At 30.9% G+C, this 24671-nt stretch carries 17 protein-coding genes; 2 read left to right on the forward strand and 15 right to left on the reverse strand.

The window, feature by feature from the left end:
- Positions 1–122 precede the first annotated feature (122 nt).
- The 14 genes from COL3_RS04375 to COL3_RS04435 all read right to left on the reverse strand — a co-directional run bounded on the left by COL3_RS04375 (position 123) and on the right by COL3_RS04435 (position 21971).
- Positions 123–1661: a glycoside hydrolase 43 family protein gene (locus COL3_RS04375; protein WP_008429050.1), complete on the reverse strand. Its 1539-nt coding sequence runs from the start codon at positions 1659–1661 to the stop codon at positions 123–125.
- Positions 1662–1677: 16 nt separating this feature from the next.
- The gene (locus COL3_RS29115; RefSeq protein ID WP_242982097.1) at positions 1678–1821 is read right to left on the reverse strand and encodes a hypothetical protein; all 144 of its coding nucleotides are present in this window, start codon (positions 1819–1821) and stop codon (positions 1678–1680) included.
- Positions 1822–1928: 107 nt separating this feature from the next.
- Positions 1929–3173 carry a glycosyl hydrolase gene (locus COL3_RS04380; RefSeq protein ID WP_008429052.1) on the reverse strand — a complete coding sequence of 415 codons (1245 nt, stop codon included), beginning with the start codon at positions 3171–3173 and terminating at the stop codon, positions 1929–1931.
- 230 nt (positions 3174–3403) lie between these two features.
- The gene (locus COL3_RS04385) at positions 3404–5680 is read right to left on the reverse strand and encodes an endo-1,4-beta-xylanase (RefSeq protein ID WP_008429055.1); all 2277 of its coding nucleotides are present in this window, start codon (positions 5678–5680) and stop codon (positions 3404–3406) included.
- A gap of 119 nt (positions 5681–5799) precedes the next feature.
- On the reverse strand, positions 5800–7338 hold the full coding sequence (locus COL3_RS04390) for a glycoside hydrolase family 43 protein (protein ID WP_008429057.1): 1539 nt from the start codon (positions 7336–7338) through the stop codon (positions 5800–5802).
- 10 nt (positions 7339–7348) lie between these two features.
- Complete coding sequence (locus COL3_RS04395; RefSeq protein ID WP_008429059.1) at positions 7349–8485, reverse strand: glycosyl hydrolase family 8; 1137 nt, start codon at positions 8483–8485, stop codon at positions 7349–7351.
- A 217-nt stretch (positions 8486–8702) separates the two neighbouring features.
- Positions 8703–9602, reverse strand: a complete 900-nt coding sequence (locus tag COL3_RS04400) for a carbohydrate ABC transporter permease (RefSeq protein ID WP_008429061.1) — start codon at positions 9600–9602, stop codon at positions 8703–8705.
- Between the two features lie 13 nt (positions 9603–9615).
- On the reverse strand, positions 9616–10575 hold the full coding sequence (locus COL3_RS04405; RefSeq protein WP_008429064.1) for an ABC transporter permease subunit: 960 nt from the start codon (positions 10573–10575) through the stop codon (positions 9616–9618).
- An 80-nt stretch (positions 10576–10655) separates the two neighbouring features.
- Entirely contained in the window at positions 10656–12338 is a 1683-nt protein-coding gene (locus tag COL3_RS04410) for a hypothetical protein (protein ID WP_008429066.1), read from the reverse strand.
- A 169-nt stretch (positions 12339–12507) separates the two neighbouring features.
- Positions 12508–14616 carry an alpha-glucuronidase family glycosyl hydrolase gene (locus COL3_RS04415; protein WP_008429068.1) on the reverse strand — a complete coding sequence of 703 codons (2109 nt, stop codon included), beginning with the start codon at positions 14614–14616 and terminating at the stop codon, positions 12508–12510.
- A 94-nt stretch (positions 14617–14710) separates the two neighbouring features.
- Positions 14711–16441 carry a methyl-accepting chemotaxis protein gene (locus COL3_RS04420; protein WP_180277918.1) on the reverse strand — a complete coding sequence of 577 codons (1731 nt, stop codon included), beginning with the start codon at positions 16439–16441 and terminating at the stop codon, positions 14711–14713.
- Between the two features lie 348 nt (positions 16442–16789).
- Positions 16790–18745, reverse strand: coding sequence for a diguanylate cyclase (locus tag COL3_RS04425; protein WP_008429072.1), 1956 nt, complete (start codon positions 18743–18745; stop codon positions 16790–16792).
- A 332-nt stretch (positions 18746–19077) separates the two neighbouring features.
- The gene (locus tag COL3_RS04430; RefSeq protein WP_008429075.1) at positions 19078–20061 is read right to left on the reverse strand and encodes a DMT family transporter; all 984 of its coding nucleotides are present in this window, start codon (positions 20059–20061) and stop codon (positions 19078–19080) included.
- Between the two features lie 449 nt (positions 20062–20510).
- On the reverse strand, positions 20511–21971 hold the full coding sequence (locus tag COL3_RS04435; protein WP_008429077.1) for an oligosaccharide flippase family protein: 1461 nt from the start codon (positions 21969–21971) through the stop codon (positions 20511–20513).
- A gap of 343 nt (positions 21972–22314) precedes the next feature.
- Here COL3_RS04435 and COL3_RS04440 point away from each other — a divergent pair, with 343 nt between their 5' ends.
- Both COL3_RS04440 and COL3_RS04445 read left to right on the forward strand, forming a co-directional pair.
- On the forward strand, positions 22315–22926 hold the full coding sequence (locus COL3_RS04440) for a TetR/AcrR family transcriptional regulator (RefSeq protein ID WP_008429079.1): 612 nt from the start codon (positions 22315–22317) through the stop codon (positions 22924–22926).
- Between the two features lie 6 nt (positions 22927–22932).
- On the forward strand, positions 22933–23640 hold the full coding sequence (locus COL3_RS04445; RefSeq protein ID WP_008429081.1) for an NAD(P)H-dependent oxidoreductase: 708 nt from the start codon (positions 22933–22935) through the stop codon (positions 23638–23640).
- Between the two features lie 175 nt (positions 23641–23815).
- On the opposite strand, the gene COL3_RS04450 is transcribed toward COL3_RS04445, so the two are convergent.
- The gene (locus COL3_RS04450) at positions 23816–24511 is read right to left on the reverse strand and encodes a CTP--phosphocholine cytidylyltransferase (RefSeq protein ID WP_008429083.1); all 696 of its coding nucleotides are present in this window, start codon (positions 24509–24511) and stop codon (positions 23816–23818) included.
- Between the last annotated feature and the right edge of the window lie 160 nt (positions 24512–24671).

Genomic DNA, 24671 nt, shown 5'->3' on the forward strand with positions numbered 1-24671 from the left:
CATTAAACCGCTATAGGCAAATACTTGTTTTTTGCAAAAATAAATATTATCTTAGTAACATAAAAACGTCTCTCTACTCAGTTGATTTTGAATATTCGTGGTTATTAATTAAATTTACTCTTTTATTTTAGAATGCTATATCTAAACTCTGAAAATTCAGCGATTCCCCCAACTTCTTTTGTAGAAAACAAAAACAATCCCAAACGGCATCCCACAAACTGATCCATTTTCCATACAATATTGTGTGTGATACCTAATTTAATCCATTCTTCTCCATCCTGATAATAAAACTCACACTCGTCTTTATTATTTACGAAATATCCATATGCCTTAAGCATAACTTTATTTCCCTTTATAGGAACCCTAGCATATTCAACTCCAGGTTCATTGTCTATCAAGTTTCCAAAGACAGATTTGTCATCAGTTTCTCTTGCTAACATTACCAAATAATATTTGTCTTCTTCTTTAGTGAGTGCAATCAACCCGTATGAACTGATCAAGAAGCATAAACCAGCATAATCACCATTTTTAAGCTCGCTACCATCTAAATTTACAGTTGCTTCACACGCAGGTCCCATAGCACGTTGTGTCAGTGTATTTACTGCATAATTTAAATTCGGACTTATTTTTCCTGAATGGATACGATATGTTCCTGGCTTTTCTGTTACTGACCATAAATTATTTGATGGTGTATGATTCCACTGCCAGATATCTTTTATATGAATCTTGTCTTTCTCATCCAGTTTATAAATAAAATCATCATCTCCAACAAGCGGTTTATACTTATAATTTGGTCGTGTACTCGGAATCTCAATGTATTCAGGAGCATTTTTATCGAATACCGGAAAATCGTTTTCCCAATGCATCGGTACAAGAACAGGTATACGGCCAACAGCACCGTGATCTTGAAATAACATTCCATACCATTTTCCTTCTGGAGTATCTACGATTCCTCCTTGAGCAATACCTAAATTATGATATCCCATATCATCATCAAAAACATCTCCACCAACAAATTCACCTTCTAAAGAATTAGCCACAAAACAAGCCTGAGTTCTGCGATGATGCCCAGCCTTTAATATATGAATAAAAAATGCATAATACTTACCATTAATTTTATAGAAATGAGCACCTTCGTAACCAAGGTAAAATTCTTGTGTCTCTTTTACAATTATTCTATTTATTCCACCTGGTTTAGGACCCGAAAGCTCCTCATTTAATTCTGTGAGATAAATCTCAGTGTTACCGTAAATAATATAAATTCTGTCATCATCGTCAAATAGCAATGAACAATCGTGATAGAAGCCTTCTATTATTTGTTTTTTCCAAGGTCCAGCTATACCAGTAGCTGTATACAGATATGTCTTTTGCGTATCATTTGCTACAAAACACACATAAAATCTGCCCTTATGGTAACGAAGAGAGGCTGCCCACATACCCTTTCCATAAATATGTTTTTCACCTTCTAATTTTTGATTTGGTGTATCATCTAAAGTTTCATATACATAGGTTGCCACTTCCCAGTTTATAAGATCATAAGAACGCATAATGACGCAGCCTGGCATAAAATGCATTGTTGTAGTAATCATATAATAAGTATCATCTACTCGTATTATATCTGGATCTGGATAGTCAGCCCAAATAATGGGATTATTTCTCATATTAGAGCCTCCTCTCTTATTTTAAATATATATATCCTCTATCACTTTTTTGATTTACTGGAAATACTTCAAAATATGTCAAAGCATTCTTGCTTAGATTTAGCTTTATCGTAATCTTCTCCTCATCCGCAAGCATTCGCTCTGTAGCAACTAATGGCATTGAGCTTGCACGAAGTAATGCATTCTGTGCAGGTGTCGGATATGCTGGCTCTCCAATATCATGCCAAATCTTAAGTGGATTACAACATGTTTCATCAACAGTTTTAACTAATAGGCATGAGACTCTTGGCCCATCGGTAACGTAATATTTAGCTCCAAGTTTTGGTCTGCCTCAGTATTTTTTATTAAATTCCATGCAACACCTCTATAACTTCCGTCTTGTGCCTGCACTATAACGGCTTCTTCAGATCGGTGTACACACTCGCCTTGTAGCTCTTTAAAGAATGCAAATGTCCAAAAGGTTGGTTTAGGGATTACACCATTAGCAACAAGACCAAATCCACCATGGAATGGAGTAAATGGAACTCCATTTTCTTCAAAAATATCTCCAAACGTCCAATAAGAGTATGAGGCATTACAATCACCTAAGCTAGAAAGAAGCTTAGCAATATAAGTAGCATTTACATTTTGATCGTGTAATGGACAATTTGGAATGTAAGAAGTATTAAATTCCGTTATATGAATATCAATGCCTCGATATTCTTCATAGATATCTACAATATCTCTAGTTATTTGCAATTCTCTAATTAAGTCCTCTGGCTCACGCAACTCTTGATATCCATAGTGCCCGATGAATTCCGGCGCTTCTGTTGCATAAGCATGTCTTGTCACGAAATCTATGGGCGCAGAATTTTCGTGGCAAAAATTCACGAAATCCTTCATCCAGTTAACATCATCAACGCCACAAATTGCAGGCCCTCCAACTTTAAATCTTTTATCAAGCTCTTTAATTGCCTTAGCTGTGAATTCATACAATTTAAAATATTCCTGCTTGTCTGCATCTTTCCAGAAAACGCTCAGATTCGGTTCATTCCATACCTCAATCGGCCATTTTACCACTTCATCTTTACCATAGCGTTCCATTAAATGGCTTAATGTTGCTTGAACAAGAGCCTTCCATCCCTCATAACTTTTGGGTGGTGTCACGTTTCCTTTCCAATAAAACACCGTTTGATCTCCAGAAGCCAGCTTCTCTGGCATAAATCCTAATTCCAAAAATGGACGTATCCCAAGTTCAAGATAAGAATCCATAACCATATCAAGATACGTAAAATTATACTCTGCAGCTATATTGCCAAGATCATCCTTATACTCCTGATAAATTGCCATGTCATCAGAAAACAATCCATGTCCACGAATATGGGAAAAATGTATGTTATCCTGAACATATTTTAATTGTTCTTGATAAGCTTTATGAAGTGCAAGTCCCATTCTTCCCGTTCCAATACAAAACAATGCATTATTGTTAAATGAAAATTTTTTTCCCTTTATTATTGAATAATGTTTAATCATATATTATCTTCTTACCTTTCTTACTTACATGCTTATCCACTAAATCTCTAAAACTTAGTGTTTTTGAAGGAGTTGCTGATATCCAGCCACTCCTCCCTGATAATTCTTCTTATGCTATGATCCATCAAAGTTATAAGTTTGCTTAGTAAAAAATTAGCGGATACTTGGATTAGAATAACAATTTACTTCCCTTTCATATTCATACTACTATTTCCCTTGAATATTTAAAATTAATCAACAAGTTTTAAATTGCCTACATTACTCATAGTAGACCAAGTTTGACCAGTTGAATCAGACCAGATATTTACTCCGTTTCTTACACCTCCTGCAGCGTCATTTACTTGAGCATCAAATCCTATAATTTGATTAGTTACAGCCTCGTTGTGTAAAGGTATGGCCATTTCTACTATATATCCATTATCAGTTACTTTTGTGGCTGATTTGAATTTATCAGTAATCCTGCTTCCACCACCACTTTGTTCATTATCATAATTAACTCTATATTGAGCATCATCATTATCATAGGCTGAAGTTCTTGCATTATTCTCGTCTATAAATGCCTCAACTGAATCTTGCTCATATGCATTTTTACTAGATTTATCTAAATTACTATCTGTAACTTCATATAATGCATATATATAATCCTTATCCCATAAAGTTCTAACCTTAGCCTTAGCTGCATTATTACCTTGTACACTCACATCTGTGCTTATAACATTAGCACTATTCCATATATCATCGATATTACCATCAATATCAGGAGTTCCTTTTTTAGTTTCTACTGATTTTGACTCAGGATTACATACTAAAGTTCCACCATTTTCTGGTTTCATTATTCCATCACTTACATAATCATTCCAAACTACTGAGGAATTTAAGATTCCATAAGTATCATAATCATTAATTTTCATATCAAATTTAAGTTCAGTTGCCACTTTAGGCTGAATACTACCTAATGGTAATTTAGCTTGTATTTGATATCCTTTTGATGTTGAAATAACTTTAACTGTATCACTATTAGTATTACGTTTAACTGAATATTTCACATATTTACCTGTACCATCATCTATAAATATATCTGCTCCATCATTATTTGCAACTGTCACATCATTTACATCTGCAAGAACATATAGATTATTTGAATCCCACATGGTTTTCACTTTAGCTGTAGCTCCATCTATTCCTCTTATATATGCGTTAACATCAAAAGGCTTAACCATCATCCATTTTGGATCCAAAGCATTTCCAATAACAGGTGCTCCATTTGAAATACTTGTTTTTTGCTTAAACACATTAACCTTTGAGGGATCAACAAGTGCCCAATAAGCTGGTTTAGCCTGTAAGCTTCTATCAAAAAGTAGTGGAGAATCTGGTCTATTCTTTACTGGGAAATTATCTAACCATGTATCATCATCTGAACCTCCCCAGAACATAACCAAGCCTAAATTACCTTTTTTAGCTTCTTCTTTATAGACATCAAATATTGCTTTATATTGACTTGCTTCTTGTGCTAGAATATCATCTGTAACTGTCTTTGTACCTTCATTATTACCACTATAAATAGACATATCTAATTCTGTAACTTGAACAGTGAATTTGGGATTATATTTTTTTAAACTTGCAAACTTCTCAATATCATCTTTGATTTGCCCAGCTGAAGGACTATACATAGAAATATGACTTTGAAGACCTACACCACCTACAGGAATGCCTTTTTTAAGCATTCTCTCAACTAAATTATATAAATCATCTCTCTTCCTAGTACTTCCTTCAGTGCCGTAATCGTTTATAATCAGTGTAGCATCCGGATCAGCTTCGTGGGCATACTTAAAGGCTAATTCAATATAATCGTCATCGTAGCCATCACCATCAATATCTCCTATTATAGATTTCCACTTTGACTTTTCATCATCACCTCTCAAACCACTTTTGTCAGAAATAACTTCATTTACAACATCCCAATACTTTATCTTTCCTTTATAGCGGCCAACTACAGTTTTTATATGCTTTTCCATTCTACTTCTTAATTGTTCCCTTGTAGCAGGCTTAGCTTTATCAGTTGGATTTTGGAAAAACCAATCAGGTATTTGACTATGCCAAACCAAAGTATGTCCCCTTAATATCATGTTGTTTTCTTCACCAAACTTTACATACTTATCTGCATCATCCCAATGAAAATTGCCTTCAGTTGGCTGCAGTGCATCAGGTTTCATAAAGTTACCTGGTACTAATGCATTATATTGATATTTTATGAATCCAGAATGAGGATTACTACTATCCATCATACTTGGATTAAGTTCTGTTCCAACTGGGAAATAATCTTTAAATACATCTTTTAATGCTGGAATATCCCTTTGATAATCTTGTTTAACTACTTGAGTTTGTGCTGATGTATTTCCTGCATCTGCTAATGCAGGTTCACAATTAACAGTTGTATATATTCCACTAAATAAAGAACCTGCAATAATTAAACTCATCAATTTTAATCTTTTTTTCTTACTAAACAACCTATATCTCCCCTTATTACAATATTCATACATATAATTTCAATTAAAAATTAACTTTTCTTATGTTTAATGTAATATTTAATATTATTTTTTGAGAAATAGTCATATATTGAAGTATATTATTTATACTCAAACCAGTAGAAATCTGCATAATTATCAGTGGTTTTTCCATTACTACTTGCATACATTCCGATTGTACATCCTACAAATCCGCCTGCTACTTCTGTACTTAAATTTTTAGTGCTAACATCCTTTTGTAATAACTTATAACTAGTACCATCTATTCCATAATATAAATCTAATTTCTGTCCCTTGCTTACCATTTTCAAACAGAGTTTACTAGAATTTATTTCAACTTCATTAATTAATATATCTTTGCCATTATTACACTCTATAATTTGTAATACTTCTCTTCCATTTCTCTGAGTACATTCATATCTAATATGATATTCATTGCTCTGAACAATAGCTATTCCTGCACTTTCATTTTCATTATTCGGATTAAATTCCATCATGGTAGATATAATATAATGATACTCTTTTTGTCTAATCCCTATATAAGCTGGGTTATCTAAATCTTTTAAAGATTGCTCTTTCAAGTATAGGCGCAGACAACCTTCTTTTTCTGTTAGTGAATATAAATTTTCACTTGGATTTCTTAAAAATACCCAAGTATTATCTAACTCTTTTCCATAAAAATGATAGCAAGACTCCTTAGGTTCTACTTCATATTCTAAAAGTTCGTGATCTTGCTCCAATTCTAATATTCCAGAGCCTGGATTTGCTACTGGCCATCCCCCTTCCCAGGTAACTTTAGCTAAAAAAGTTTCTCTTCCAGTATTGCAATATCCATCACAGGTTCTACTTGCTAACATTACCATAAACCACTTATCATCTTGTGTTTTAACTAAGTCTCCATGTCCAACATGCTTTATTGGATAACTTTTTCCTAAATGTCTATGAGTAATTATAGGATTACGCGGACATCCTTCATATTTTCCGTAAATAAATGCACTTCTTGCAATAGTAACACAGTGCTCAGGGCCTGTCCCTCCTTCAGCTATCATTAAATAATAATAATCATCTTTCTTATAAAGATGGGGACCTTCGGGCCATATTACATCCCTTAGTGCACCTTTCCAGATTTTATGGCTATCACCTACAAGGCACATGTTATTCAAATCTAATTCTTGAATCCAAACTTCCCAATCTCCATTGTAGCGTACACCTTCTGGATTTGGTCTTGTTCCTATATAATATGCCTTTCCATCATCATCGAAAAATAGGCTTGGATCAATGCCTATTGCTCCTTCTAACCAATATGGATCAGACCATGGTCCTTCAGGCTTTTCTGCTGTTACAATAAAGTTCCCTCCGTGAGAGATATTTGTGGTAATTAAATAATAGATTCCATTGTTATAGCGCAAGGTAGGTGCAAATATTCCCTGAGAATGACCTGCGCCCTCTAAATTAAGTTGCGATTTTCTAGTTAATACGTTTCCAATCTGTCTCCAATTAACTAAATCCTTACTATGAAAGATTGGAACTCCTGGAAAATATGCAAAGGTAGAAGTTACTAAATAAAAGTCCTCTCCTACCGCACATATTGATGGATCTGGATAAAATCCAGATAAAATTGGATTTTTTATTTTATTCATTTTTACTTCCCTACTTCCAAATTCTATAATTTCCGCTCAGTGCCAAGAATGCGAATAAATATAAACAATTATCATAATATCTTCTTTCACCTGTTCTAAGTTGTGTATTCCAAAATAAGTCAACGCATTCTTTTCTATACTTTCCTTTACTAGCTAAAGAAGCCATTGCATTAGTTGCTATAATTGCCACCGGGTGCAGGGCTTTTTCTTCAATAATTGTGCCATCTATCTCATAAACTAAATCCGCCTTACCTTTAACTGTTTCACAGAAGAAAGTCTGAATTTTATCTGCACATACACATTCCCATTCTGATTTTCCAAACCATTCATAAGATAAACCTAGGTTAGCTGGCACTCTATATGCATCACTATAATATCTTTCATGATACTCCCTAGCCCAAGGTGAATCGCAAGGTACTCCATCATACTTCGAATACTCTGGTGCCAAACCTGTAATAGGATGACAAGCTTTTTTCAGATATTCTCTGCTACATTCAGCCGCTTCTTTCCAAAATTCACGATCTTCTTCATTACACCAAAGAGAAAATAATTCATAGAAATGTGGTAAATGATATGAAGGATCAGTAAAGTCAAGGTTTGGAACAAATTTTATTAATTTATTTGTTGGTTCCCACATTGGAGTTCCTGGTTCCTTTTCCCCTTTATGAATACATTCATGAAGAAGTTCTCTTGCCTCTTTTGAGTAATTAAAAATTCCTTCTCCATCACCCCATCTATTTGAGGCGAAAAACAATGCCATTGCAAAATATTCTTCTCCATCAGGTGCTGGCCCATAAGCATTCTTTTCTCCATTCAGTTTAGCAGACCACGCAAAATAGCCTTTATTCCAGCCTTCATCCATATACATATAAGTTTTTGCCCATTTCCAAAGCCTGTCAAATTCTTCTTTCATATTCCTTTGAACACACATCATCATTGCATAAGACATACCTTCAGTTCTAGCATCATTGTTGCCTGTATCAACAAAGTAAGCCATATCATCCCCAACGGGATGATATAATCTTTCTGATTCATTTCCATAAAAAATAGTATTATAAATGTCAGTTAATCTTTTTTCGATTTCCTCGTCAGAATATCCATATTCTTTAAGGACATTATGGTAGGAATTTGTTTCATAAGCACTCATTCTACTTCTACTCCTCATGTGACATAATTGAAAATTTGATTTCTTCTTGAACTTTTATTCAATATCTAATTTATCATATAGATTTATTACAGGCATGCAATGGTATATTCACTAAACCTTATTTGTATATCTTCACCAGAAATCATAAATATTTTTATAGTTTTTCGTAATAAAAATATTTATGATTTGGTAAGCTACCACATAAGTCTAGTCTCCTTTATTCTTTTACTCCTCCAATAGTAAGCCCTGTTACAAAATATCTTTGTAAGAATGGATATAGACAAACGATTGGCAATGCAGTTACGATTGTAGCTGCTGCTCGAATAGATTTTGGTGTGACCATGCTTCCTGCATTTTTAGCTGCATCTATTGCACCTGCTCCATTTCCCTGTTGCATTGCAGATGATAATAATTTCATAAGTTCATACTGTAATGTTGTCAAATTTATATTTTGTGAGTTATAGAGCATTGCATCAAACCATGAATTCCATTGATCTACTGCTACAAATAATGCAACGGTTGCAAGTACAGGTTTACATAAAGGCAAAATAATTTGAACAAAAATTCTAAATTCTCCTGCACCATCAATCTTAGCTGATTCAACTAAACTATCAGGTAATCCATTTATAAAAGTTCTGATTACAATCATGTTAAATACATAAACTAAACCAGGTAATATATACACTAAGTAGTTATTAGTTAAATGTAAGGTTTTCATTAAAACGTAAATTGGAATCATTCCACCATTAACATACATTGTTAATACATAAAAGATTGATAACTGTTTCTTAAACATAAACTCTTTTCTGCTTAGTATATATGCAAGCATTGCTGATAAGAACACATTAAGCACTGTAGCAATTACAGTTCTTGAGACTGATATAAATGCACCTTGCATTAAGTTCTGATTATTAAATACTGTTTGATAATTTTTCATGGAAAATACTCTTGGCCATAGATAAATTCCACCACGTACTGTATCAATACCATCATTAAATGAAACAGCTAATGTATTTAAAATAGGATATAAGGTAACAATTACGAATAATACCATGAATATCCCTATAATACTGTCAAAAATAATATCACTTTTACTTCTCTTTTTTAATCCTGCCATTAATACTCCTCCTCTAGAATAACCTTTCTTCACCAGCTCTTTTTGCAAATTGATTTGCAATAAATATTAAAGCAATACTAACTACGCTCTTAAATATACCTGCAGCTGTAGCTAATGAATAGTTACTTAAACTGATTCCATATCTTAATACAAAGATATCTATTGTTTGAGATACACTTTGAACAAGGCCATTTCCAAGTAAGTATTGTAGTTCAAAACCAGCGTTAACAATATTTCCAATGTTCATTATTAATAGTATAAATATTGTTGATTTAATTCCAGGTAAAGTAACATATAAAATTTTCTTTACTCTTCCTGCACCATCAATTTCTGCCGCCTCATATAAATCTGGATTGATACCAGTAATGGCAGCAAGGTAAATGATACTACCCCAACCAACTTCTTTCCAAACATTTGTAAGCCCAACAATTCCCCAAAAATATTTAGTTTCAGCAAAAAAATTTATAGGTTCCTTTATAATGTGTAGTGCAATTAAAACTTGATTAACAATACCTGTATCTGTTGTAAGAACATCTGCAACAATTCCTGTTACAATTATCCACGAAAGAAAATGAGGTAAATAAGAAATTGTTTGTATAAATTTTTTGGCTAACAACTGCCTTACTTCATTTAATAGTAAAGCAAAACCAATAGAACAAACAGTTCCTAAAACTAAATTAATTATACTCATACATAGAGTGTTTCTTATAACACCCAAAAAGACCGGATCAGCAAATAGTGTCTTGAATTGATCTAAGCCAACCCAAGTTTGATTAAATAAAGCTTTTCCTGGCTTATATTTCTGAAATGCCATGACCCATCCCAAAAGAGGTGCATAGCTAAATATTAATGTATATATGATAAACGGAATAGACATTATAATTAAGGCTTTTTGTTTTTTCATCTTTTCTAGCATATTCTTTTTTACTTTTATTTCTACATTTCCTTCAGCATTTTTTACTCCCAATTCCATGTTCTTCCTCCTTCTTTATCTAACATAATAAATTTTAAAGAATAGGGATCTAAAAAGATCCCTTATTCTTCCTTATATATCTATTTTTTTGCCTTATTAGCTATATCTACTCTCTTCTTAACTTCTTTAGTAAGTGTATCTTCATATACCTTTATGTCAGCTTGAGTTGTAAGTGTTTTTTGATATTCATTCCAAACGGAATCAAATTGATCTGGAGTAGTCATTATAACTTTAGGTAACCATTGTCTCTTAATATCATCCATCTTTGTCATTGCCATCATTGCAGGTTCATCTGCTGACCAAGAATTCGTTGCTGAATAAATTGGGTACCAAGGGTCATTTTCTTCAGGCATATCATCTAAGAAGTCTGACCATTTCTTATGTCCATATGCATCAAGAACTTTTTTATCTATATCTGTTAATGTTGCTTGGAACTCACTTAATTGTTGTTCTGGTAATATAGTATTAATTTTATCTTCAAAGTAGCCTGCAGTATATTGAGGTAAATATGTGTACATGCACAAATTAGCATTTTGCCAATCTTTGTTTCTAGAATTTGCTCTTTGTTCTTCATTTCTGTACATTACGCCTTTATCATCTACTTGATAGTCTTTATCTTTTTCTCCCCAGTATCTTAATTTTAATGAATCTTCTGATAATAAATCATTAATAGCTTTTAATGCACCATCTACATCTTTACAGCTAGTTGTGATTCCTAGACCACCACTTGAATTAAATGCTGGTTTCATTCTATAATTTGGCTTTATGCTTTTGTCAATAGTTAAAGGGAGTGGAATATAGGTTCTATTGTCTAAGTTTCTTGTCTTTAATGCTAATTCAGCATCTCTGAACTCCCAATATTGATCAACCATTCCAAGTACTGCACCAGAAGAAATTTTTGCAATATATTGATCATATTTTGCTGTAAATGTTTCAGGATCTACAATTCCTTTATTGTACTCTTCATTAATCTTCTTGAAGTATTTTTGTGCTTCTGGAATTGTATTATAGTTATGAGCTGTTAATGTAGCTTTATCTATAATCGCTCTTCCATCGTTAGGATATCCTGCTACGAATTGAGGAGGATTTTCTAAACAGAAATATCTCCAGTCATCGCTTAAAATTTCAAACCCTTGAGTTGGTTGTCCATCTATTTGTGGATGTGCAGCTTTATATTTTTCAATTAAATCAAAATATTCATCAACAGTTGTAATCTTTGGAAAATTAGCCCACGCTAAAACATCTTTTTGAATCCAGAAAGCTTCATCATTAAAGAATGTCGATGTATCTTCATTTTTAACATTTCCGAATTGTTGTATATAATAAATATGTCCATCAGGTTTTCTTAATGCTTCCCATTGAGCAGGCGTTAAGAAATTTTTAATATTAGGATATTTATCAATTTTATCTTCTAATGGAATAAGAGCCCCTGCATCTACTAATGCTTGTGTTCCATCTGTTCCATCTATCATATCTGGATATTCGCCACCTGCAATCATTACTCCAATTCTTTCTTTAGCAGTTTGTCCTGTAAGCCATGACTCATTTATCTTTACTCCAAATTTTTGAGCGATAACATTTTTTAGCCTATTGTTTTCCGGAAGTTCCTTTCCTGCTGTTGCGAAAAATGCTGTGAATTCCTTAATTTTGCCATCACCTGATGAATTACTTGTTTCTTGGCTTTTACTGCCACAACCTGCAAGTAAGCTCAGAGCTAAAGTTCCTGTCAAAAGCATACTTACAATTAACTTAGTTTTTTTCATTTATTTTCCCCCTATTCTTAATTCTAATTACACATTTTTATACTTTGTAAACGTTTGTCCTTACAATGTAAAGTTTATCATCATTGCATATAGCCAACAACCTAATAAATTATATAAAAAATACTAGAAATTATAGATTTTAAAATTATTAAAAAATGTCATTTAATAACTAGTATATTTTCCTTGCCTTTTCATCCTCTATTCCAGACATTCTATAAAAATACGTATTAATCTGATCTCTCCAATCTCTAGCACTATCTAATTGTATATTAAGACGTTCAAGTACATGCTCATATACATTTTTGTCAATAATACCTTCTAGTCCTTTCCAATTATCAATGAACTTTTCTACTATCTCAAAACCTTCAAAATGCGTATCATAAATATGCTGAATTACTGTTTTTCCAGATTTCAATACATGAGTATAAGGCACATGATGGAAAAATAATAGCAATTCATCCGGGCAAGTTTCTAAATTATTATACTGGCTTTTAAGCGGTTCATTATACTGCCCTACATAACATGTCCCACTTTCTAGCGTACGGTCAATTCCAATGCCTCTGCAATCTGCTCTATGATACGTTCCCCAAGGAGAAAATTCATACCCATCTATATCTGGTCCGTAATGATGTCCTGGTGATACCATCCATCCTATACCTAATGGTGATGTATACTTCTCATAAGTCTCCCAGGAATTCATTAATATTTCACTTACGTTTTTCATAACTAGCGGATTATCGCCTAATGTAAGCTTAATCCATTCTTCTACAATTTCTTCACTGCTTAAGCCGCTATTCCACGTAAGACGGCCATAACCATAAAGATTAGCTTGAGCCAAGAAATGACCCGTCCAATTTTCATCATTTCCTACATTAACTACTCCTGCAATTCCATCTATTCTTTGTGATAAGCAACTTAAGTTCTCTTCATCATTAAATTTTGCATAAGTTGGAGCGCTTAATACCTCTTTCCACCAAGGAACTAAAAAGCAAACATGTCTTTGTTGGCCTGTATATTCCTGAGTTATTTGAAACTCCATTAATTTATTTGTTTTATTCATTGAACCAAAAAGTGGGGTAATAGGTTCTCTAACTTGAAAATCCATAGGACCATTTTTTATTTGGAGGTACACATTATCCAAGAATTGTCCATCTAAAGGATCGAAACATTCAAAAGCTGCTTTGGCTCTGTCTATTGTATGATCTCTCCAGTCTTGCCTGCAGTTATATACAAAGCATCTCCATATTAATATTCCTCCATATGGCTCCAATGCACTTGCAAGCATATTTGCACCATCTGCGTGATTACGCCCATAGGTAAAAGGTCCAGGTCTTCCTTCCGAATCTGCTTTTACCATAAAACCACCTAAGTTAGGAATTATATTATATACAAATTGAGCTTTTTTCTTCCACCATTCCTTTACCTTTTCATCTAATGGATCAGAAGTTTCTAATTCACCTAATGTAATTGGTGCTGCAAAATTAATGCTTAAATATGTTTTAATTCCCCACTTATCGAATATATCACTAATAGTTTTTACAATATTAATTCTTTTATCAATCAGATAAGTTTCTAAGGCATGAACATTAGTGTTATTTATAACTACTCCATTAATTCCAACTGAGCAAAGTATTCTTGCATAGTCGTTAATCCTATCTAAATCCGAAGCTGCTTTATACTCATCATCAAAAGCCTTTCTTATTAAATCATTACTAGCGGGTATACCTATGGTCTCCATAATATACTTCGTTATATCTTTATTGCGGCAGCTTTCAAACAAAATTGAACTTCCTGCAAAACCACGTTCAACAGTTCCATCAAGATTATCCCAATGATCTATCATTCTAATGCTCTTCTTTGGATTATCTATAATTTCTCTGTCTTCAAGTTGTTTATTTTGCCCAAATAAACGTAGCAATGCAAATACCCCATAAAGAATACCATTATCATCTTTAGCTGAAATTGTAATTCTCTGCTTTTTCTCTAAGGTGGTCTCATACTTTATTTTGTATCCTTCGCTAATTAAATTTTCATCTTCACATTTCTCTAATTTTATATATTTATCTTTTTCAATCTCATCCTCTCTGCTCCATATGCTCTGTTCTACTTTCCCATTATAAATTTCTTCAAATGCTCTTTGAAATTCAGTTAATGCAGACTCAACAATTCTGCTTTTATATGGAATCACAATGTTTCCAAGATATTCTTTATAATTGCTATTCCCAATTCCTGTATGACTAAGCCAACAAGAATACATTTTGCTTTTTTTATTTATCATATTTATACTCTCCTTTTTATACTAAATTTTAAAAGACGAGTAATCAAATTTATAAAAGAATACCCACCTTCTTTATTTCTTGTTAATCAAATATTTATATTTTAAATTCATCAACTAGTTCATTAAGCTTTTGTGCCAGCACAGCTTGACTTTTAACTGTAGCTGCAATTTCTTTAACACCTGTAGTTGTATCAGCTATACTATCCAATATTTCAGCTGAATTTTGTGTTACTTTCTCAGAATTGGATGCCATAGTGTCAACCATAGCATTTACTTCCTGAACTGATGCTGTTAATTGTTCTGTCATTGCAGCTATATCCTCTGATATTTTGCTAATTTCATCAGCATTATCATAATAATATTCTCCAGATGAAACAAACTCGTTAAAGTGTCTTGTAACATCGTTATTAATGAAATTTAAGACTTCATAACTATTATCTGATAGTCTCTTAAATGCTCCTTGAACTTTTGCCACTGTATTTTGAATTGACATTGCAGAACTAGCCGATTGTTCAGCTAGTTTTCTAACCTCATCAGATACCACAGCAAAACCTTTTCCATGCTCACCTGCTCTAGCGGCTTCTATTGCTGCATTAAGCGCTAACAAATTAGTTTCTTCAGCTATGGCAGATATTGCCTCTACCATCTTTGAAACCTCTTGCACTACAGTTCCATCCTTAATTGCACTTATAATCATCTTTTCTCTGTCTTCATATATATTTTGAGTATTCGCTAGTGCTTCACCTGTTTCATTTTTAATTTTTTTAGATTTATCTTTAAACCCTAATGATATTTCACTTCCATTACTTGATTTTTTAGATAATTCTGTAATGCTTCCGTTAATTTCTTTCATGGATTCGTTTACTTGCTTTGCTGATTCCATTGATTCATTCATATCGCTGACAATATTTTTAGTAGAATCATTTATACTTAAAACCCTATCAGTAATTTGATGGGCTGTAGCTGATAATTCTTCCGTTGAAGCTGTTAATTCCATAGTTTGTTTACTTATATTTTTTACTAAATTCTTAACATTATTTTGAGCTTTATTTAATGCATTAGCTGTTTGTCCAAATTCATTCTTACTGGTTATGTTTATATCCTCTGAAAAATCGTACTTAGCTAATCTCTCAGCTAATTCTTTAATCTTAGTTAATGGTCTTGTAACATTTGAAGAAACTCTAACTGCTATAAATATTGATAAGGTTATCAATATTACAAGTGATATAACTAATACTATAATTGTTCTTGTTAGCATATTATTAAGTTCGAAAGTTTTTGCTGCTACTTCAGCATCAATATTATCCACGTAATTACCCGTACTTACTACCCAATTATAAGGTTTAAATAATGCTGAATATGCCCTCTTTGTTGCTGACTGCCCATTTGCTTTCGGAAAATCAAAATTTGTAAACCCGCTACCGTCTTTAAGAACAACACTCATTATTTTTTCCTTAAAATTAGTTGAAGATCCATTTGACTCACTTGTATTTTGAGCATCAGCTTTTAGTTCTGAGTTATCATTTACAGAAGGACTTACATTATCTATCCAGAAATATCCTGTTTCATCGTATCGAAGATCTTTTATTAAATTTCTTGCTTGTTTCTTTGCTTCATCTTCTGTTAATTTTCCATCTGCTTGCATTTTATTTATTCCATTTAACAGAGTAACTACATTATCAACTTGATTTTTTATGTTTTTATCATAGCCATCTCTAAGGGTAACTTCATATTGGTGAATAGCTTCTTGATTGCTTTGCCTCAATTGATTAATAGATATTATGCTGACTAACAACGTTACAACTCCCACAATTAATACATTCATAAGTATAATTGCGCTTTTTAATTTTTTCATAAAATCACCTATCCCTTATTAATTAATCTTATCTGCAGTGCCAGAAACAGTAAAATAAATAATAATTTTATTTCTATGATAAAACTTAATGAAAAAATTTAAAACACGAGTAATTATAGTTTTTATACAAATAATTATAGAAAATAGTAAAAAATATCTGCATTTAAAATAATTCTATAATTAAAAATAGTCAGATAAAAATACCATCGTACTCTTATCTGACTATTAATAGCTCTTAAAATATGCATCCTTTCCCTAAATAAAGCTCAAATTTATCTAAATTTGTGATACTAACTGACTTAATCTATATCCACTATATTATAAATTTTTAAAAATCCAATAATTATCCTTCCCTCTGTTCTTTGCTAAATATACTGCTTTATCTGCACTAATAAATAATTCTTTATAAGTTTCCCCATGCTCCGGATACTTAGCAATTCCTATACTTGCTGAAATATTATAATCCGAAATCTCTTTAGCCGTATTTCTCCTAAAAACATTTAATAACTCTTCTGCTCTATCACGAATTTGTTCTTCTGATTCTACATTCTTTAAAAATACTATAAATTCATCTCCGCCTATTCTGCCTACAATAGAATCATCATAAAAGTTTTTGGAAATCATATGCGAAATATTATTCAACACAATATCTCCTGCCAAATGCCCTAAATTATCATTAACAGCTTTAAAATTATCCAGATCTATCACAAATAATGCTCCACTACTATTATTATCTTTAATAAACTCTTCAATCATACTTTGGGAAGTTCCTTTATTATATAAACTCGTTAAACTATCTCTTTGCGCTTTATATAGTAATTCTTCAGTTTCCTTTTTTTCTTTATCAATATCAATTATTATCCCAATAGCTTTAAAAATATTTCCGTTCTCATCAAACATTGCAGTTATTCTTATTTTGCACCAGATATATTCAATTTTTTCTTTTCTAATCCTAATCTCAGCTTCTGCATAAGTTTTGCCTTTAATGATATCATTTAATACTTTCCCTAATTGCTTAACATCATCCTTATGAATACTATTTGACTTAGATATATTTTCACTAATACTGCTTGTAATAGGTTCATAACCAAATTTCTTCTTCCAATTTTCTGAAAAGTATATTGTATCTTTATTTATATTCCATTCAAAAATTATATCCTCTGTTTGGGATATAATTATACCATAACGTTCTTCACTTATCCTTAGCTCTTCCTGATATTTATTATTTTTTTCTATATTATCAATTAAATCATTAAATGCCTCAGCAATTTCTCCAAATTCATTATTTTCATTATATATAAATCTATCCTTATAATCACCTTGCTTTATTTTTCTTATCACTTGCAATAATTTATATATTGGCTTTGAAAAATAATTGATAGTGAAAACATAGGAGCTTACTATTAGCAGTACAATAAGAACTAAAAATATAACTATATCCTTAATACTTTTATTAATAGGTGTTTTTAATTCATTCCATTCGACACCACTAAATACTACCCATCCAGAATTACTAATTCTTGAGTAATATCCTATTTTTTCTACTCCATTTATTTTATATTCAATTGTTCCACTTGGATTTTTATTTAAATCAACATTCTTCCATTCTTCATATAGGTTATTTGGCACATTAATTTTACTAATACTATCTTTTACATATTCACTACTGCTAGCTGCAACTACACCATTATTATCTAAAACCATTATTTCCCTTGTTCTAAACGAATGAACTTCATTTACAAGTTTTTCAAAATAATTCATATTTATTACACTAACCATTGCCCCTTGATACTCATTATCAAAAAATATCGGACTTGCAACTATTACACTTTTTATCCCTTTATTAACATCGCCTCTCTGAATAATATTAGTTACAACCACTTCTCCACATACAAGCTTTCGTGTCTCTTCATCGGAAAGAGCAGCCTTTTTATTAATATACTCTTTATCACAAGATGCAATTATAGCTCCACTTTTATTAATAAGCAATTCTGTATTCAAAAAAAATTGTTGGTTTTTTCTGCTATTAAAAATTTCTCCCAATACTTTAGTACTTTCCTTTGAATCTTCACTAACTCTTCCATGATTTGAATCATTTAACAAATCCTTTATTGCAGGAATACCAGAATCAATATTAAGTTCACTGATATTTTGATCGAAGAAAGATTCTAAATGTATTGATTGATCGTTTACAAGTGTTACCAAATTTTGCTTAACCATTTCTAAATTCTTAGTATTATAATTTGAAATATATATACTTGTCAAAATAATCATAGGGATTATCCCCCATAGAATAGAAAAAATAATGAATTTTTTTCTTATGTTCACTTTTTCACCTCATCAATTGACAAATTATTCATTAGTTTAATTAATTGTTATAATTATTTTATATTTAATTATATAACTAGTATATCAGCATGCAATCAAATTTCAACAAATACAAAAAATTTCTATATTATTTGTCCTTATTAAAAAATTCTATCTAATGAAAGATTCTCATCATATTTTTCCTAGAAGATTGTATATACCTATACAAAAAAAGTGCTAAATAAGCTATTTTTATCTAACCTATTTAACACCCTTATATAATTATACTAATTTCTATATTATTCAGCTTCTACAAGACTAGAAATTTCTTCCTCTTCTACTGCTACTTCAGCAGATGCTTTAGCTACAAAGTAAACTCCGCCCATAACCATTAAACTGCATACAATTGTTTTTAAACTTAATTGAGTTCCATTTATTAATACATCGAATATTATTGCAAAAATAGTATTTGTTGCGTTTAATCCCATAGCTTTTGTTGCTCCAATTTTATCAATTGATTGATAATAGAATAAATATGATGCTGTTCCTGCTAAAGCAACTGCTATAAGCCACCAAACTGAATTTGTTTTTAAAGCTTCAAAACTTATTCCAATTCCACCTACTATAGGAACTATTAAAACTGCGTAGACAAGACCTGATGTTAATTGTCTTATTTGAAGTGCCGATTCTGCAGATACTTCATCGTCCTTCATTCCAATTGCACATATAACAGATTCACTTCCCCATCCTATTGCGCACACTATAGCCCATATAAATCCAACAACACTAATTCCTGCCTCATTTGGTGAATACCCAATTAAACATATCCCAAAAATCGCAACAAGCAATCCTGCCCATCCCTTTTTCCCTATTTTTTCCTTAAGTATAAAATATGCTAAGACTGCTCCAATTGCTGGATATAATGAAGATATTATAGATGTATAAGATGGTCCAATATATTGAATTGCCATTACATAACCTGTCATCCCAACAGGACCACCCATAATTGCTGCTAGTGCAACAACTAATCCACTCCTAGTTTTCATAGCCTTAACTAATGGTCCTAATTGCCCCTTCAACGCTAGATATATAAATGTCCATACTGCTGAAAATACATCATGAAAGCAAGCTGTTATAATTGGAGCTAAAACTATTGCACCCTCAGATGAAAATGGACTCATAGCAAGTACTAATCCAACTAAAACAGTATCTATTCCCCATGTTACTGCTGAACCTATACCAGTCAATACACCTACCTTATAGTCGCTTTTTCTATTCTCCATTTAATAATCCCCCTTAAATTTAATTAATTATTCTTTCACATATAATAATTCCTTATTTTCTATAACATACTTATTAATAATTTTTTGATAATTATCCTCTTTAATGTATTCTTAAAAATAATTATTATATAGTTATTTTGCTATTTTTGTTCAATTTTGTTAAGTTCATTTTGTGAACACCTTTATATTATCATTGTTCAATGTTCATGACAATATGTTCAGACAAAAAAATATTTTAAAAATTATTATTTTGCAAATCAAGCAACTTCTTCCTCTCATTTTTATAAGAATACTCAAAAGAATGATTATACTATCGTATTTATTTCAAAAAAAATTGTAGATTTCTAATAATAGAAGTTGTACCTATTGCTGACTGCCGTAAATACGGACTCAGAGCAAACAAAAATAAAACAACTTCTACTTAAGAGATATCTACAATTTTTTCGAACCTATTTTTTCAATTTTAATTTTACAAATATTTTATCACCTAATTCAAAAAATACTTGATCTTTAGTTAGTACAAGTATACCTAAGTATACAATTCCACATGCTAATACTTCTAGCAGCAATCCAATTATGATATTCGATATAAAATATTTTATTCCTAGTGTTATTGGAATAAAAGTAAGTGAATAGTAAAAATATTTCATATTTTCAAATGCGAATAGGTGAATATCTAACTTAATTACTTTCTTGACCAATCTATATTCTAACCATATTACTATTAAATTTGCTATAAGTGTTGTTGTTATAGCTGTTACCGTATTAAAAGTACCTGTAACTAATAAAGTCGTATTAAATATTAGGTTAAGTACCCCACCTATAAGTACTAGTATTGCATCATCTTTTTCTTTTCCATGAAGATATATCATCTGATTTGCTATTACTCCTTCAACACCTATACTCAGCATATATATAGAAAATACTATCATTACTGGAACCACTCCTAGGAACTCTGTTCCTCCAAATATGTATATTGCTTCTTTTGAAAGACATAATAACCCTATAGAAGCTGGAAATAAGAATAAGAAATAAATCTTTATTACCCGCTTTAGTAATACTAAGTATTCCCCTTTAGATTCATTACCCAGGTAATTAGATAATCTAGGCATAGTTACCTGAATTACTGTAAGAAGCAATGTATTTATTATAGTCATTATTCTTTGAGCCATATAATAATATCCAACTGCTGTAGTCCCGCCCACACTATCCTTTAACATGATTTTATCAAGTTGAGTATATAAAATATTTGTATTAGAGAGAATTACAACATAAATCATAGGCTTTATATGCCTAAAAAATTCTAAATTGGAAAAATCAAAACTGAGCTTTTTCTTTACATATATAAAACTAATTACATTATTTATAAAATTAAACCCTACAACTAAATATAAATAAAATAAATAATCCCCCTGATCCCTTACAAATAGCAAAATAAGTACCGAATATACAATCCTTATAACCATAGTTTTAATAGCAATGAAATCATAGTTTTCTAAACCTTCATTAATCCATTCAACATAAAAAAGATTAGCCACCACGCTAAACCCCATAATTATACATGTATAAAAATATGGTTCATTCCTATAATAAATGCCTACAAATGCCATATAAGCAGCAGACGCTACTATATTAGTAACACTCGTAAAAAGAAATAAGCTTGTAAAGGTTTGTTTTAGTTTAACTTTATTATCACGAACTTTGCTTATTTCTCTCAAACCATATTGATAAATTCCAAAACTAGCAAATATCAAAAAATATGCAGTTAATGAATCACCATATCCCATATATCCATATAGCTCTTTTCCAACTGATCTGGTTACCAGCGGCATAACCAGTATAGGCAAAATTATATTAAACAAATTAAGCATAGCTTTAAAAATTGCATTTTTAGAAATAGATTTAGCCATTATTTAGCCTCCATAAATATATATTTTAATTAATATTGTATATTCCATGCGATTTAAGATATATTGTGGAAAACAAAAATTTTCACTTTTTCAATTGTACATTTTACTCAATCTATTGTCAATTTACGTACCAAATACATGCAAAATATTGAAATTCAATGGACTTTTTCCTCATTATGGTTTATAATTAAACTAACAATTGTTAGTTTGAATATAATAATGTATTTATTTAGATATTAATATGTTTTTTCAAACACTTTGAATTATTATAGGTTTTAGTGTTTGAAATTATTTGTTATCCAGAATATAAAAATCACAAATATAACTTTGTAAGGAGTTGTTTATGACTACAAGAGAAAAAATAATTTACGAATCATTAAATCTTTTTTCAAAAAAAGGCTTTGATGCTATATCTGTCAGAGATATTGCTAAGGCTGTTGGAATTAGGGCTAGTTCTATTTACAATCATTTTAAGAATAAACAAGATATTTTAGATACAATAATTGAAAGATATTCAGAACGGGTAACTAAGTTTTTTAGACGTATAGAAAGCAATTCGTTAAGTAAGCTTTCAAGTTCAAATGATAAAGCTAATCAAGCTTCTGGGGAAGAATTCATAAAAGGGAGTTCAGAAATTTTTAAATTTTATTTGGAAGATGAATACATGATTAAATTAAGAAGATTACTGACAATAGAGCAGTATAGTAATTTAAGGCTTGCCAATTTATATAATAAGATATTTATTAATGATGTTTTGGACTTTCAAATGAAAGTTTTTACTGAGCTTATGAATGCAAATATATTCGTTAAAAGAGATCCTTACACTTTAGCTCTCCAATTTTACTCTCCAGTTTTTTTACTATTTTATAAACTAGAAAATATAACTAGCAAAGAACGTATGTCTTTAGAAAATCATATTTCAGAATTTAAGAATGTTTATATAACGAAAGGGTGATAATTTGTGAATGTTACTGTAATTTATGGAAATATAAAGAACACTAATACATATGATTGTGTACAATTATTACTAAATACCCTTAAGAAAAACATTAAGATAAAAACTAATGAATTCTTTTTGCCAGAAAGCTACTTTGACAATAATTATTATACATATACCAAAAATTATTTAAATATATATTCTAATACTACAATTACTGATTCAATTATCAAATCATTAGGTAATTCTGATTTAATAATTCTAGCTTCTACTGTATTCATGTGTGATATAAGCTCTGAAATGAAGATCCTCTTAAATAATTTATCTAATCATCGAATGGAAAATAGTTTAAATTCATTAATGAATAATAAAATCGGATTAGTAATTTCAACTTCAGCAGGTGCTGGGCTGCCTTATACCGCCAAAACCCTAAAAAAAAGCTTGCAACATTTAGGAATTAACAATACATTTAAATTTTATAAAACCCTTTATGAATCTAACTTAGAAAATGTAAATTATAAAACTAGAAAAAAGATAAGTAAACAAATTTCTAAACTTTCATATAAAATATTAGATTTATATCTCAGTCCTCGACCTTTAAAATCATCACTCTTAAGTAAGATAGTCTCTCCAAAAATCAATACTGCTCTTAAAACCAGCAGCAACTATAATGTTATTGATATAAATAGCTGGAAGAGACAAACATGCTATCACCATGGTAAAAATATTTAAAAATTTTATAACACTAAATTGAGTTACAATAGCTGTTATTACTCTATAAAAATTAGAATAAAAACACAAAATGGAAGATTATCTTACTCGTGCTTGCTCAAAAAACTTATTAAAACAAACAAAGTAGACAATCTTCCATTAACAACTTTTAAAAATCCATTTTAAACTAATCAATCTATAATTTTAGTGTATTTTTTAGATATTCTAAATCCTGAAGTGAATCTATTTCAAAAATATCATTTGACTGTATTTTTTCAATATATACATCCATCTGATTAAGGTTATCTACAGCAATACTATCCCAGTATAAATCTCTAAAATCACCTTTATTTATTGCTTCTTCAACTTTTTGAGCAATCAAAGCACCGTCTTTAGCTGTCCAAAAAGATGCACCAGACATTATGTAACTTGACTTATCTTCCTCTTTTCCGATATCAACGCCAAATATTCTTCCCTCTTCATCATATTTTAAAATCCATTCTCCTGATATGTTTTCTTTACAAGCAGAATAATATATGGATGTTTCAGGCTTAATTTTAGGTAAAAAATTTCTAGTAATATAATTATCTGCATCTATAACAAATGCATCTTTAAGATATTCTCTAACTAAGTACATAGTATAAATGTTATTGTAAACATCGTATTTATTATTAATAACTTTGATAAGATTATATTTTTTTACTATGTCATCAAACTTTTCATGCAAATAACCTGTCAGCACTATAATCTCATCAATTCCGATTTCTTTCAAATTTATAATTTGTCTTTCAAGTAGAGACATTCCATTAACTTCTATTAGTGACTTTGGAGTGTCATTTGTTAATGGTCTTAACCTCGTCCCCATTCCTGCTGCCATTAAAATTGCTCTCATATTACACCTCGTTAGTTCAGTTAACAGTTGACAGTGCACAGTTAACAGTTATGGATGAAATTCCTCCAGAATTTCTTTAAATATATTTTAAAAAATCCTGAAATTTTTTCCTTACACTATTAATTTTCTACTATCAACTGTTAATAATCTTTTTTTATTT

The organism is Clostridium sp. LS (genome assembly GCF_002760435.1).
Lineage (GTDB): Bacteria > Bacillota > Clostridia > Clostridiales > Clostridiaceae > Clostridium.